Here is a 13,392-nt window from a genome sequence, read left to right as displayed (position 1 = left end):
AACCTTCAAATTCCTGAAGACAAACATATCTTTGATGGCGCTGCTAAAACAATCATATTCAATGAATTGAAATCTGTCTACTCAGAAAATCTTCAATACGTACAAATGGAAGATATGCAATACTATTTACCACAAAAGATTGCTTTTCAGCTTTACCTCATGGATATACAATCCGTAATTATTGAAGGGGGCGCCAATATCCTTAATCAGTTTATTCAGGCTGATTTGTGGGATGAAGCAAGAGTATTTAATTCACCATCAAACTGGGCAACAGGAATCGCTGCGCCGGCCATACATGGGTTGATTACAGAGGTGGTAGAAATTGGCGGTGACAAACTGGTGGTTTACCAAAACTGGGAACGTCCATGATCTATATTTTAATTAGCATTTGCTGCAGCATTACAGTTGCTGTACTCTTAAAACTAGCCCGACGATATAATATAGATATAGTACAAGCTGTTACATGGAATTACCTTGCAGCCATAGCTTTGGCTGTATTTTTTTTTAAACCTGATGTCAATGATGTACTGCGGCGTCCCGCGCCAGTCTACCTCGCACTTGGTATCCTGCTGCCTGTCATATTCTGGTTTTTGGCCGCTTCTATTAAAAAAATAGGGATTGTTAAAACAGATATCGCGCAAAGGCTTTCCCTGTTCCTCCCAATTCTGGCTGCGTATTTCCTATTTAATGAAAGACTTTCTACGCTTAAAATTATAGGCTTAGTTATAGGTATACTGGCTATTTTACTCACCTTAGTTAAAAAACAGCAACAACCTGGCACTGGAACCAATTGGACTTATCCCCTGGTGGTCTTTTTTGGATTCGGGATAATTGATATATTGTTTAAACAGGTAGCTGTTTTGAAAGTTATACCTTATACTACTTCTTTAATTGTGGTCTTTAGTATCGCTTTTATGATCTCATTTACTTACATGCTGGTGATGGCCATTCGAAAGAGAGGTAAGGTTGAACGCATTAATTTACTATGCGGCTTTATTTTGGGGATATTTAATTTTGGGAATATCTTATTTTACCTTAAGGCCCACCAGGCTTTCGCCAGTAACCCAACTACAGTATTTGCGGCCATGAATTTAGGTGTAATCATCCTTGGAAGTATCATCGGCATCCTCCTCTTTAAGGAAAAATTGAGTAAAGTGAATTATGCAGGCCTTTGTTTAGCCTTAGGCGCTGTTGTTTTAATAACCTTATCACAGATTTATGCTGTTTGAAGATACATATCATACGATTGCAGCACCTGCAGAGGGTATTTTTAGAGACAAAGGCAGTAAATTTATAGCTTACGCCTATCCCATAACGCAGGAAGAACAAGTTAAACCGCTGCTATCAAACCTTCGTGCTGAACATCATAAAGCAAGGCATTTTTGCTGGGCTTTTCGTTTAACCCCTGAACGAAGTGTATTCCGCTTAAATGATGACGGTGAACCCTCGGGCACGGCGGGAAGACCCATTCTCAATACATTGTTGTCAGCGGAACTAACAAACGTGCTGGTTGTGGTAGTCAGGTATTTTGGTGGTACACTGCTTGGCGTTCCTGGACTGATTAATGCCTATAAAAGTGCTACCGTAGAAGCATTGGCTAATGCGAAAGTAATTGAAAAAACTGTTAATGACCTTTACCAAATTACTTTCGACTATCTGGCGATGAATGAGGTAATGAAGGTGCTTAAAGAGGAGCAAATTGCAGTGGAGTCACCAGTATACGATACAAAATGCAGTATAAAAATAGAAATTAGAAAGGCAAGGGTGAACGTGGTGCTAGGTCGTTTGGAGGCTATTGATACCTTAACGGCAAACTACATTGGCACATTTTAATTTTTTGTGACTGTTCCCAATAATCAAATTTGGGAAACAAAATTAAGGCATGTCTGTTGAAATATTAAAACTTAAGATTAAACAGATGTTAGGATACTTAAATCATAAAATAGCAATACTTACAGGCAAACTTTTGTTAAATAATGAGGATACAAAAGAAATGGAGGTTGGTAAAAGACTGATTTCTATTATTGCCGGAGCATATTTATTCCAGCGTGGCGTAAGAATAATTACTAAATCACCAGTAATAGCACTGCAAGAAGTATTATTAGGAGGTTTTCTTTTATATAATGGCGCTACTGGAATTAACCTTTTTGCAAACAGGAGGCCTAAGGAAGCTGCAGACATGAGAAGAAACCAGATTCAGGGAAATGAGCCTGGTGCCATACCTGCATTCGTGTAAAGAACCCCTATCTTGGTTCTTTACACCATTTTAGCACTAATCGTTATTGATGATTTTGTTTTTAAACATGGTTGATCGCCTCCTTAATTCTCTTAGTGCTTTATCTTTTAATTGCCTTACACGTTCTTTACTCAAACCATTTACAATGGCAATTTCTTCTAAAACCATAGGATCGTGTCCATTCAATCCAAAATATAAAGTGATGATATTGCGTTCCCTCAATGGAAGCGTATAAAGAATTTTGCGGATATCGGCGTAAAAGGAATCCAACATTAACTCGTGGTCGGTGCTCGGGCTATCATTTGAAATGGTATCAAGCAAACAGCAGCCTACGTCTTCACTTACTTCCGAATCCAAAGAAACGGTCATCCTGGCTATATCCAAATGGTCAGCTATCCGCTCCTGATCCACATTCAGATATTTGGAAAGCTCAACAAGCGAAGGCAATCTTTCAAGCTCCTGTTCCAGACTGAGCGTAGCTTTATTAATTCTGGTAATGGAGCTGATTTGATTTAAAGGAAGCCTTACCATACGGGTTTGGTCTGATATGGCTTGAAGTATGGATTGCCGTATCCACCATACGGCAAAAGAGATAAATTTGAAGCCTTTGGTTTCATTAAAGCGTTGGGCGGCTTTAATAAGTCCCATGTTTCCCTCATTAATTAAGTCGCCTAAAGACATGCCACGGTGCTGGTATTTTTTAGCTACCGATACCACAAACCTTAAATTGCACCTCACTAACTGGTCAAGTGCACGATCGTCACCTTCTCTTACCCGTTTGGCAAGGTCAATTTCCTCTTCCAAACTTAAGAGATCAATTTTACCGATATCGCTTAAATACTTATCAAGAGACGCGGAATCTCTGCTGGTGATGGTTTGTCCAATTTTTAACTGCCTCATATATTTTACATTAAAAAGTTCTTTCGTCTTTAATCTTTAAAACCGGCACCGCTTGGTATTTCACTATTACCTTATAAGACATATATTAACCTAAATAGGCCCAAACGCTATCTTACCAAATATTAAAACATTTTTTTACATTTCAAAATAGTCAAATAAATTTATATAATAATGTTTTTAACATAATGTTAAAAACGTCAACCCAGCTGTCTTATGCATTAGAGTTAAACATTGGTAATTAAACCAAAAGGTGAAAATGAAACGCTGCTTTTTACAAGCCATTGACCGCTATAGGCCTAATTTCTACTTTAAAAGATTTACTTTTGTGGCTGAAAATAACACAATGAGTAAAAGAGGCAGAATATTAGTAGCCATGAGTGGTGGCGTTGACAGTTCTGTAGCTGCAGTAATGCTACACGAACAAGGGTATGAAGTGATTGGCCTAACGATGAAAACCTGGGACTATGCCACATCAGGTACAAGTAGCAAAGAAACCGGTTGTTGCAGTCTGGATAGCATCAATGATGCAAGAACATTGGCGGTTAATTACGGTTTCCCCCATTACATTCTGGATATCAGAGATGAATTCGGCGATTATGTTATCGATAACTTTGTAGATGAATACCTGGCAGGCAGAACACCTAACCCATGTGTGTTATGTAATACCCATATTAAATGGGAAGCCTTATTAAAAAGAGCAAATAAACTGGACTGTGAATTTATTGCAACAGGACATTATGCAAATATCAGACAACAAGATAGTGGCCGTTACGTGATTTCGAAAGGTCGTGATGAGAATAAAGACCAGTCATATGTACTATGGGGTGTTTCTCAGGAAAATCTTTCCCGCACTAAATTTCCATTAGGATCATTTGCCAAATCTGAGATCAGACAAATGGCTTTAGACATGGGCCAGGAGGAATTAGCTAAAAAAAGCGAGAGCTATGAGATCTGCTTTGTGCCAGATAACGATTACCGCGCTTTTTTAAAACATAAAGTAGGTGATTTGGAAGCGAAAGTTGCAGGTGGGAATTTTGTAACCAGTGATGGTATGGTGGTTGGTCAACATAAAGGTTATCCTTTTTACACTATTGGTCAACGTAAAGGATTAGGAATTGCTTTTGGGGAACCTATGTTTGTGACCCAGATTTTACCGGAGAGCAATACTGTAATGTTAGGTCGCGCAGATGAATTGGAGCGTGGTGAAGCGTTAGTGCGTAACATTAACCTGGTTAAATATGAAAATATTAATGAGCCTATGGATAACGTGATTACGAAAATCCGTTATAAAGACGCCGGGATGCTTAGTACCATCGTTCAAGAAAATGACAAGATGCGTGTAGTATTTGACCATAAAGTTTCTGCAATCGCTCCTGGACAAAGTGCTGTTTTCTATGAAGGGAACGATTTGCTGGGCGGCGGATTTCTTTGTTAATCAAAAATATATAATCATAAAAAAAGGGCCATGGCCCTTTTTTTATGATTGAATTCTACTTAAGGTTAGTCGTGATGGTCGGATCTAAAGGAGTAACCTTTGAGCGGTAACGGTGTACCAGCTTTCCATTTTCATTAACTAGGAATTTCTCGAAGTTCCATTTAATATCACCCGTAAAATCAGGATTCTGTTCTGTGGTCAGGTACTTAAATAACGGATTAATATCCGAGCCTTTAACACTCACCTTCTCACTCATTAAAAAGGTAACTCCGAAATTCTTTTTACAAAACTCCTTAATCTCATCATTGCTGGCTAGTTCTTGTCCGCCAAAGTTACCAGCAGGAAATCCAATAAGCACTACTTTGTTGCCATACTGCTTGTGTAGCTTTTCAAGCTCTTCGTATTGAACAGTAAAGCCACATTTTGAAGCCGTGTTTACCAATAAGATTTTTTTGCCCTTAAACTGAGAAAGCTTCACGTTTTTACCGTCGATGGTTTTGATGGTAAAATCATAGATGTTTTTTGGAGGTGTAAAAAACAAGCTGATTATTATTAATAAAATATTCATAGAGAATTGGATTAATGTTAACGAATTTAATCATTATAACTAATGTAATATCATGCTTCCGCAAAAAGCTTTATATATTTTGTAAATATCCAGTATAATAGGCTTATCTCCTATAGTTGTTGTTTTTTGGTTACAATTTGTTTCACATTCATCCCCTTGTTGCTCACTCCTTTTTGATTGTTTATTTATAAAAAAATGGATTGTATTTTGATTTTGGCGGTTATTATAGCTTTATTTGCAGAAAAACGTTCTGAATGGCGAAGAATTTATTAATAGTTGAGTCCCCTGCAAAAGCTAAAACCATCGAAGGGTATTTAGGGAAAGATTTCCTGGTTAAATCAAGTTATGGACATATTCGTGACTTGGTTAAAGGGGATATGGGGATAGATGTTGCTAATAACTTCAACCAGACTTATGAGGTACCTGCCGACAAAAAACAGGTAGTTGCTGAATTAAAGAAGTTAGCCAAATCTGCCGAAATGGTATGGCTAGCGTCCGATGAGGATCGTGAAGGAGAAGCAATTTCATGGCATCTTTTTGAGACCCTTGGTCTCCAGGAAAACAAAACCAAAAGAATTGTATTTCATGAAATCACTAAACCAGCCATCCTAAAAGCAATAGAAACACCGAGAACCATTGATTATAATTTGGTTCATGCCCAACAAGCACGCCGGGTGTTAGATCGTTTGGTGGGATTTGAACTCTCTCCTGTTTTATGGCGGAAAATTAAACCTTCTCTCTCCGCCGGACGCGTGCAATCTGTTGCCGTAAGGTTAATTGTAGACCGTGAAAGAGAATATAACAACTTCAAACCTACCGCTGCTTTCAAAATAACTGCACAGTTTTTTACTGACAAACAAAAAGAACTGGTGAAAGCTGAACTGCCTCAGCGTTTTGATAACGAAGTGGAGGCAGAAAAATTTCTAAACGATTGTATTAATGCCGATTTTGAAGTAACAAGTCTGGAGACAAAGCCGGCTAAACGTAACCCAGCTGCACCTTTTACCACGTCAACCCTACAACAAGAGGCGTCAAGGAAACTTGGATTTTCAGTAGCCAGGACAATGCAGGTAGCACAGAGGTTGTATGAAAGCGGTAAGATTACCTATATGCGTACCGATTCGGTAAACTTGTCTGAAACTGCCATTCAAGCGGCTTCAAAAGAGATCAAGTCTGCTTATGGAGAAAAATACCTTCATACGCGTGTCTATAAAACCAAATCAGCCGGCGCTCAGGAGGCTCACGAAGCCATCAGGCCTACTTACTTCAGCGAACACACCATTACTGGCGACAGTTCTGAACAACGGTTGTATGACCTTATTTGGAAGCGCGCAATCGCTTCTCAAATGAGCGAGGCACTTTTTGAGAAAACTACAGCACACATAGCGATCAGCACCCGCGACGAACATTTAGTTGCCGAAGGTGAAGTACTAAAATTTGACGGTTTCTTAACTGTTTACCTGGAATCTATTGATGATGAAGACCAGGATGAAAGTGACAGCAATTACCTATTGCCGCCTCTAGCGAAAGGCCAGGCTTTAAAACTAAAAGAAATGAATGCGGTTGAACGATTTTCTCGTCCGCCAGCAAGATATACAGAAGCTAGTTTGGTAAAAAAATTAGAAGAACTGGGTATTGGCCGTCCATCTACTTATGCACCTACCATTTCTACCATTCAAAACCGTGGTTACGTGGTTAAAGAAGAAAAGGAAGGAAAACAACGCTCCTACACTTCTATCACTTTAGCAAATGGAACTGTACAGAAACAAACAAAAACAGAAATAACGGGCGCAGAAAAGAATAAATTATTTCCCACCGATATTGGTGAGGTGGTAAACGACTTTTTAGTTGCACATTTTAAAGACATCGTCAACTTCAATTTCACCGCTAAAGTGGAGAAAGAATTTGATGAAATTGCACAGGGTTTACAGGAATGGACCAAAATGCTCCACTCCTTCTATACACCTTTCCATCAGGAAGTGGAAACAACATTAGAGACCGCCGATAGAGCAAACGGGGAAAGATTACTTGGTGTTGATCCTGCCTCAGGGAAGAATGTTTATGCGAAAGTTGGTAAATACGGGCCATTAGTTCAGATTGGTCAAAACGACGATGAAGAAAAGCCACGTTATGCGAGCTTACCTAAATCACAATCTGTGGCCACCATTACCCTTGAAGATGCCTTAGAACAATTCAAACTCCCATTTCAATTAGCAGATTACCAAGGTAAAGAAGTTTCTGTTGGTGTTGGCCGTTTCGGCCCATATGTTAAATGGGGAGAAGCTTTTATATCTGTACCTAAAAATGAAGACCCACTGTCCATTGATATAGAACGTGCGATAGAAATCATTGATGAAAAGATTCTTGCTGATGCTCCGGTGGCGTATTATCAAGACCTCCCTGTTACCAAAGGTACCGGAAGGTTTGGTCCGTTTATCAAGTGGAACGACCTGTTTATCAATGTTCCAAAAGCATATGATTTCGATAATCTTCGTGATCAGGACATCATTGAATTGATTGGTAAGAAAGTAGAAAAAGAAGCCAACCGTTATATTCAGCAGTGGAATGACGAAAAAATTGCCATTGAAAACGGGCGTTGGGGACCATTTATCCGTTTTGGGAAAGAAATGCTCAAACTGAGTAAAAATCCGGCAACCGGGGAAAAGTATACCCAGGATGAACTTAAGGAATTGTCTTTAGAAGACGTCAAAAAACTGATTGAAGAACAAATTCCTAATGCCTTCGAGGTAAAAAAGAAAGCCCCTAAGAAAAAAGCTGCGCCTAAAACAGGAACGACAGTTAAAAAGGCTGTTGCTAAAAAACCAGCCGCCAAGAAAAAAGTAGTTAAGGCAAAATAGCTATTAATCATTTATGAAAAAGGATCTCCCAGAAAATATAGTCGAAGATGTAGCCATGGCAGTTGTACTGATGAATGAAACTCCGGAAGTGAAACATTGGACGGTTTACCTGGTTAACCTTAAAAACGAACCTATAACCAACGTGTTAATTAGTGCCAAGGGCTATGGTGAAAAAGATGGGCGGGTGGTAAAAACCTCCGTTTTACGTCACTTTCTTGGCGATATTTCCCCTAATTCTTTTGCAGGTGTTGAGGCAATTGATACTGCGGTTTTTGGTTTGACTAATGAATATTGGTTAAGTTATTACATTGGTGGTACCATTTATGACAAGAAATTTATCTTTTTACCTGAAAGTATTGTAGACGAAAATCTTATCAAGATACCCCTTGTGAACAAACCAGGCGTGATGATTAAGTAAGTTGTTATTTATGAATCAGGTGGCGTTCAATACCACCCATCACAATTAAATATTGCCCTAATAGGTACCCTGTAAATACTACGAGATGAGCTCCGGTAAATGGCACTACAAATTGCTTTATAGCGAAAAGAGCCAAGGTAAGTGCAAGGCAGATGCAGCCCGCAAGAATAAGGTTAAAACTTATTTTGTTGACGCGCTGGTTCCTGAAAATAGACATCATTAACAACATACAGATTAAAAAAGTAGCGAGCATAACCGCAAACACTTCTTCTCTGACATGGGGTCTTAAATAAATGTAAAAACCCATCCCCAAGATCGTGCAGCACGCAATACCGATTCTAGCACCACGCTTATCAAGTTCTTGAGCAGACCTGAAATCCAGGTAAAATGCACGAATGTAAAATATGGCAGCTAAACTGTACGCCGAATAGGTATATACCGATAGAGATGCTGAATTCTTGTAAAATGCAAGGAGTAAATCTGCTAAAAAAGCAAAAAGAAGGCCTATGAAAAGTCTTTTATGAAACCGGCCTTTGAGCTTGATCTTTACAATAAAGTATATAAGCAGTGATAATACCATGAATGGTCGGGCGACCTGGTACAGTACAGCATCCTGAAAAAATGCCGATGCCAATAAAAGACTATAAACAATAAAAAATAGCAGACTAAATGCTTTATGTTTTATCAACATGAGCAGTGTTTTAATATAAAACAACTAGCTGTAAAACCTTACAGCTAGTTATATATATATTCTAATAGCTTCTTTCTCTATTGTTGTTACGCTTGAAACCACCCCCAGCACCACCGCCACCGGTATTTGGTTTTTCTTGCGCCTCAGCAACTTTAATACGGTTACCATTGTAATCGCCGCCATTCATTCTCTTAATGGCTTCCTTCGCTTCCTCGTCGTTTGGCATTTCTACAAAACCAAAACCGCGGCTCTGACCAGTTTCACGATCCTTGATAATCCTTAGTGATTTTACTTGACCGAAATCACCAAATACGGCCGTCAATTCATCTTCCCCTACTTCTAAAGGAAGGCCTGTAATAAATATCTTCATTAATGTCTTAAAATTTGTACAAATCTAACGAAATTATATGTCGAATTTGCATGTGAGTGTAAGTTAAACCATTTTTTCCTACTGAATCTTCAACAATTCAAAAAATAAAAGGTTTTGAATTATTTTTTATCCTTGTTCCATTTTAACTTAATCTTGCCATCTTCTCCATCTACTGCAAGTATGCGTAAGACCAAACCTCTCATTCTTCTTTCTTTGCGTTCAGCGGGATCTTCAATTTCGTTATCTTTTTTAGGGTTCCTCAGGGGAATATCTAATGCTATGTTTGTTCCATTAGCATAGGAATAAATACCTGCAACGTCCATATTTAACACGCTTGAATTAATTTGCATTGGATTAATAGTAATCCTCTCCCCATTTAAGTCAAACTTCCCGTTTAGGTTACGGATGGTAATATTATTTAAGTTTCTTAGGGGGAATGCAAACTTAGCCACGTTAAGAATTGGTTCGAAATCATTTAATTCTCCTTTTTTTAAATCGAATATCACATTCCCATAAATCGAATTCCTTTGCAAAGCCCCTTGATCTGTAATCAATCCTTTTAAGGTAGTTTTGGCATATAAGTAACCTTTTAAATTGTTAGATGTTAATGTTGCTAAACCAAAATTATTAAAAGCCCTGAAAAACGCCTTAATGTCTACCTTACTTAGGTTGGCTTTCAAAGTAAATAAATTGTTTTTGCCTTTTTGTGTTAATCTGCCATTCATATTTAAAGAACCGCCTGCATGATTAACCCTAACATTTTTTAAATCAATTCCATTTTGAGAAAGATATATATTTGCGTGCGCACCTGTAGCCAGGAACTTATTGTAGTACACTTTATCCAGATTTAAAGTTAAATCAACATTACTTTTATCAAATGCAGTTGAAAGGTTGTTTGAGAAAGAATTTGTCTTTTTACGTTTTGTCGCTACAACTTTCCGACTGCCAAGAAAACCTAAAAATTCACCCAAATGTATTTGAGGGCTCCTTACATCCCACGAAAGCACGATTTTCTCTGGAGCATTGTAATATAAGTTGAGGAAATTTTTAATCGTACCGTCCATCATTACTACACTCTTGCCACTCTGTAACTGCAGGTTTTTGATTAACAAATCTTTCTCCGTAAAAACCAGAGAAATAGACGTATTTCTAAACTGCAGGTTACGTGGCACATAATTGATAGACGCATCATCAATAGCCACTGTACCTTGTAAATAGGGCTTTGACAATTGTAGGTTTACCATATCAGCCCTGTAACGTAGATTTACACGTGCCGTTCCTTTTTCGAATCTTAATAGGTCATCACCAATCACCTCGTTCAACCTTTCAATTTTAAAGTTTGATTTGACAACCCCCGTGGCGACCGGCCTTTTTAAATTATTGATCGCCGCTGTATCGATTTCCAAAGGAATGCCTTCAAAATTGCCCTTAAACTGGTATAACATCACTGCAGAATTGGCATCATTAAATCCTCTTCCTTTATATTGGTTATTTGTATAAGAACCATTAAAACTACAATTGGTTATCTTACCCCCAGGTGTGGTTAGCGTATTATTTTTCACATCGGTAGACACTCTAATCGATGGGTTGCCACCACCAAGATTCCCAGCTATATCACAGTTTACATCAAGAGGTTTATCAAAATTGAATTTATCCAATGTTGACCGAACTTTTGGTGAAAGCAAACTACTTGCAGCTTTCCAATGGATCTGGTCTGCTTTGATGTTCAAGGTGAAGGTTACGGGATCAGAAGCGAGATTGAACTTACCGCCTACCCTAAAATTTCCTTCACCAATCTTTAAACGGCTTGTTTTAACAACGATTTGGTCCATCTTATCATTATACTCAACTGAAAAAGGACCTTCAAGAAGTTTATCTTTAATAAAACTTCCTTTATCAGTTTTGAAGGCAAAACTTCTAACCCTTGTATTAAGTTTAAAACGGGCATGCCAGCCTGCCGCCAGATAATCTATTCTACCTGTTAAATCGTTCACAGCAAAATCAAATAATTTATTCCCTTTTTGATTGTCAACTTTAAAGTTGACTTTTTTAAAGGAAAACCTTTTAAGTTCGGTCGACAAGTTGCTCTCACTGCTTTTTGTTGAGCCCGGTTTCTTTTTAAAGACCGCTGCATTGCTATAACCATTGGTGTCTGTGAAAAGGTTAATAGAGGCATCTTCGATACCAATTTTTTTGATCGCTATAGCGCCCCTAAGCATTGCCAATGCGTTTATTGAAATATTAAATCTTTTAGCCTTTAACAAGGTTTGGTGGTGACGCTGCCATTCTTTGTCACGCAGCTCGACATTCATCAATAACAACGATACGTCAGGAAAACTTTTTAATAAAGTAGGATCCATGCCGCCAATAGTCATATTGCCTTCCAGATTTTTATTGAGTTCTTTTGTGATGGAAACTAGCAGTTCCTTTTTGTGCAGGTTTACATAAACTGCTAAGGCAATAAATGCGATTAGGATTAAACTTAATATTGCAGAAAGAGACAGGAGTGTTATTTTTGTCCAGCGAGGCATTAGATAGATTTTGAAGGTAACAACTCCACCTATGCTTTTGTTTTAAAAAGCATTTAACAGTTTATCAGCCCATTATATTTATATACTTACAGAATAAACATAATATGCTTTTAAGGTAATTAAAACCCCAATTAATTTTGACAAGGGGGGAAAGCTTAATTTAGTTTTCAACCGAACGCTTGTATTTAAAAAACAATTGAGAAATTGGTATTAACATAAACCCACATAGTGCAAAAACAACGAACGAAGACCTTAAACCAAACGCATGTGCCAGGTAGCCGATTAATGGAGGGCCAAGGAGCATGCCTGAAATAGAATAGGTTGCGATAATGGATATAGCCATGCCGGGAGAATATTTTTTAGATAAGCCGGCTAACGAATAAGACATAGGAATTACTGCCGCAGTACCAAAGCCAACCAGTGAGAATCCAATCATGGACGTCCAGAAATAAGGAAAGATTATAGCGAGCAAAATACCGAATATAATAAACCCTGCACTGATGATGTACATCGCGGCCATACCCACCCTATCTACTATAACATCAGAGATAAACCTGGACAACGCCATAAAAGTCATAAAAATCAGGTAACCATAGGTAAAGATTTTTACTTTAATTACATCCTGAAAATAGATTCCACTCCAGTCAAACATACCTCCTTCGCAAATAGCAGAGAAAAAAACAATCAAGCCGAGGTAAAGAATATAAGGATCTGGTTTGCTTAAAACCAATTTATTTCCAGAAGTTGACCTGTCGTCTTTAAGAAGGAACTGGTAAGAATAACAGGTTATAAGCAATGATATGATACCTACAATGATAAAATGGACTTGCATACTGATATTGAGCGCCAGGAATAGCGTGGAAAGCAAAATACCTGCGATTCCACCGCTGCTCCAGAACCCGTGAAAAGATCCAATAATCTTCTGATCGTATAGTTTTTGAAGGGTAATACCTTGAGTATTTACGGAGATGTTAAAAATACGCATAGTAAAAGCAAAGACCATTACTGAGATTACTAATGTTATAGTACTGTTTGCAAAACCGATCATCATCAATGCAACAGTATTCAGGCCGAAACCAATAGCTAAGGGGACCCTACTATTAAAACGTGATACAAGCCAACCGGAAATTGGTAGTCCAATTAATGACCCAATGGGCAATGCCAACAAAATGGTTCCTAAGGTGGCATCATTAAAGTCAAAGGCTGATTTAATCGTTGGAATTCTTGATGCCCAGGTGGAAAAGCTTAATCCCGACATAAAGAAAAAAAGACTTAAAAATATTCTGTGTTTATTTTTTTTGATCATCGCTTGGTAATGGGTTCGCAAAGGTAATTAATTAGCTAACTGTAATCAGAGTATGGTAAATATTTAGACGAACAAGCTG

At 38.1% G+C, this 13,392-nt stretch carries 13 protein-coding genes; 7 read left to right on the top strand and 6 right to left on the bottom strand.

Features of this window, described 5'->3' with window-relative positions; genetic code table 11:
* The 4 genes from ACR2F3_RS15860 to ACR2F3_RS15845 all read left to right on the top strand — a co-directional run.
* A partial coding sequence (locus ACR2F3_RS15860) for a dihydrofolate reductase family protein (RefSeq protein WP_432710964.1) occupies positions 1 to 369 on the top strand: 369 nt, incomplete at its 5' end.
* Positions 366 to 1,229: an EamA family transporter gene (locus ACR2F3_RS15855; RefSeq protein ID WP_432710963.1), complete on the top strand. Its 864-nt coding sequence runs from the start codon at positions 366 to 368 to the stop codon at positions 1,227 to 1,229. The genes ACR2F3_RS15860 and ACR2F3_RS15855, both read left to right, overlap by 4 nt.
* Positions 1,219 to 1,833 carry an IMPACT family protein gene (locus ACR2F3_RS15850; RefSeq protein ID WP_432710962.1) on the top strand — a complete coding sequence of 205 codons (615 nt, stop codon included), beginning with the start codon at positions 1,219 to 1,221 and terminating at the stop codon, positions 1,831 to 1,833. The genes ACR2F3_RS15855 and ACR2F3_RS15850 overlap by 11 nt, the downstream gene beginning before the upstream one ends.
* 85 nt (positions 1,834 to 1,918) lie before the next feature.
* On the top strand, positions 1,919 to 2,236 hold the full coding sequence (locus ACR2F3_RS15845) for a hypothetical protein (RefSeq protein WP_432710961.1): 318 nt from the start codon (positions 1,919 to 1,921) through the stop codon (positions 2,234 to 2,236).
* A 36-nt stretch (positions 2,237 to 2,272) separates the two neighbouring features.
* Here ACR2F3_RS15845 and ACR2F3_RS15840 read toward each other — a convergent pair whose 3' ends face one another.
* Complete coding sequence (locus tag ACR2F3_RS15840; protein ID WP_432710960.1) at positions 2,273 to 3,136, bottom strand: sigma-70 family RNA polymerase sigma factor; 864 nt, start codon at positions 3,134 to 3,136, stop codon at positions 2,273 to 2,275.
* Between the two features lie 343 nt (positions 3,137 to 3,479).
* Here ACR2F3_RS15840 and mnmA point away from each other — a divergent pair, with 343 nt between their 5' ends.
* Positions 3,480 to 4,571: a tRNA 2-thiouridine(34) synthase MnmA gene (mnmA, locus tag ACR2F3_RS15835; protein WP_432710967.1), complete on the top strand. Its 1,092-nt coding sequence runs from the start codon at positions 3,480 to 3,482 to the stop codon at positions 4,569 to 4,571.
* A gap of 55 nt (positions 4,572 to 4,626) precedes the next feature.
* On the opposite strand, the gene ACR2F3_RS15830 is transcribed toward mnmA, so the two are convergent.
* On the bottom strand, positions 4,627 to 5,139 hold the full coding sequence (locus ACR2F3_RS15830; protein WP_432710959.1) for a glutathione peroxidase: 513 nt from the start codon (positions 5,137 to 5,139) through the stop codon (positions 4,627 to 4,629).
* A gap of 254 nt (positions 5,140 to 5,393) precedes the next feature.
* On the opposite strand from ACR2F3_RS15830, the gene topA reads away from it, so the two are divergent.
* Together topA and ACR2F3_RS15820 are read left to right on the top strand one after the other, a co-directional pair.
* Positions 5,394 to 7,997 carry a type I DNA topoisomerase gene (gene topA, locus ACR2F3_RS15825; protein WP_432710958.1) on the top strand — a complete coding sequence of 868 codons (2,604 nt, stop codon included), beginning with the start codon at positions 5,394 to 5,396 and terminating at the stop codon, positions 7,995 to 7,997.
* 13 nt (positions 7,998 to 8,010) lie between these two features.
* Entirely contained in the window at positions 8,011 to 8,415 is a 405-nt protein-coding gene (locus tag ACR2F3_RS15820; protein WP_432710957.1) for a hypothetical protein, read from the top strand.
* A gap of 4 nt (positions 8,416 to 8,419) precedes the next feature.
* Here ACR2F3_RS15820 and ACR2F3_RS15815 read toward each other — a convergent pair whose 3' ends face one another.
* From ACR2F3_RS15815 to ACR2F3_RS15800, 4 genes are all read right to left on the bottom strand, one after another.
* Complete coding sequence (locus ACR2F3_RS15815) at positions 8,420 to 9,106, bottom strand: lysoplasmalogenase family protein (protein ID WP_432710956.1); 687 nt, start codon at positions 9,104 to 9,106, stop codon at positions 8,420 to 8,422.
* A 61-nt stretch (positions 9,107 to 9,167) separates the two neighbouring features.
* Positions 9,168 to 9,476, bottom strand: a complete 309-nt coding sequence (locus ACR2F3_RS15810) for an RNA recognition motif domain-containing protein (RefSeq protein WP_432710955.1) — start codon at positions 9,474 to 9,476, stop codon at positions 9,168 to 9,170.
* 119 nt (positions 9,477 to 9,595) lie between these two features.
* Positions 9,596 to 12,007: an AsmA family protein gene (locus ACR2F3_RS15805; protein ID WP_432710954.1), complete on the bottom strand. Its 2,412-nt coding sequence runs from the start codon at positions 12,005 to 12,007 to the stop codon at positions 9,596 to 9,598.
* A gap of 160 nt (positions 12,008 to 12,167) precedes the next feature.
* A complete protein-coding gene (locus ACR2F3_RS15800; protein WP_432710953.1) occupies positions 12,168 to 13,313 on the bottom strand; it encodes an MFS transporter in 1,146 nt (381 codons plus the stop codon).
* Positions 13,314 to 13,392: the final 79 nt, after the last annotated feature.

It is taken from the genome of Pedobacter sp., assembly GCF_045627485.1.
Lineage (GTDB): Bacteria > Bacteroidota > Bacteroidia > Sphingobacteriales > Sphingobacteriaceae > Pedobacter.
This window is presented reverse-complemented; position numbering and strand designations above follow the sequence as displayed.

What these genes read in the sequence shown, in the direction of transcription:
- ACR2F3_RS15855 (WP_432710963.1), top strand. Translation starts at nt 366, where the DNA reads ATGATCTATATTTTAATTAGCATTTGCTGCAGCATTACAGTTGCTGTA.
- ACR2F3_RS15850 (WP_432710962.1), top strand. Translation starts at nt 1,219, where the DNA reads ATGCTGTTTGAAGATACATATCATACGATTGCAGCACCTGCAGAGGGT.
- ACR2F3_RS15845 (WP_432710961.1), top strand. Translation starts at nt 1,919, where the DNA reads ATGTTAGGATACTTAAATCATAAAATAGCAATACTTACAGGCAAACTT.
- ACR2F3_RS15840 (WP_432710960.1), bottom strand. Translation starts at nt 3,136, where the DNA reads ATGAGGCAGTTAAAAATTGGACAAACCATCACCAGCAGAGATTCCGCG.
- mnmA (WP_432710967.1), top strand. Translation starts at nt 3,480, where the DNA reads ATGAGTAAAAGAGGCAGAATATTAGTAGCCATGAGTGGTGGCGTTGAC.
- ACR2F3_RS15830 (WP_432710959.1), bottom strand. Translation starts at nt 5,139, where the DNA reads ATGAATATTTTATTAATAATAATCAGCTTGTTTTTTACACCTCCAAAA.
- topA (WP_432710958.1), top strand. Translation starts at nt 5,394, where the DNA reads ATGGCGAAGAATTTATTAATAGTTGAGTCCCCTGCAAAAGCTAAAACC.
- ACR2F3_RS15820 (WP_432710957.1), top strand. Translation starts at nt 8,011, where the DNA reads ATGAAAAAGGATCTCCCAGAAAATATAGTCGAAGATGTAGCCATGGCA.
- ACR2F3_RS15815 (WP_432710956.1), bottom strand. Translation starts at nt 9,106, where the DNA reads ATGTTGATAAAACATAAAGCATTTAGTCTGCTATTTTTTATTGTTTAT.
- ACR2F3_RS15810 (WP_432710955.1), bottom strand. Translation starts at nt 9,476, where the DNA reads ATGAAGATATTTATTACAGGCCTTCCTTTAGAAGTAGGGGAAGATGAA.
- ACR2F3_RS15805 (WP_432710954.1), bottom strand. Translation starts at nt 12,007, where the DNA reads ATGCCTCGCTGGACAAAAATAACACTCCTGTCTCTTTCTGCAATATTA.
- ACR2F3_RS15800 (WP_432710953.1), bottom strand. Translation starts at nt 13,313, where the DNA reads ATGATCAAAAAAAATAAACACAGAATATTTTTAAGTCTTTTTTTCTTT.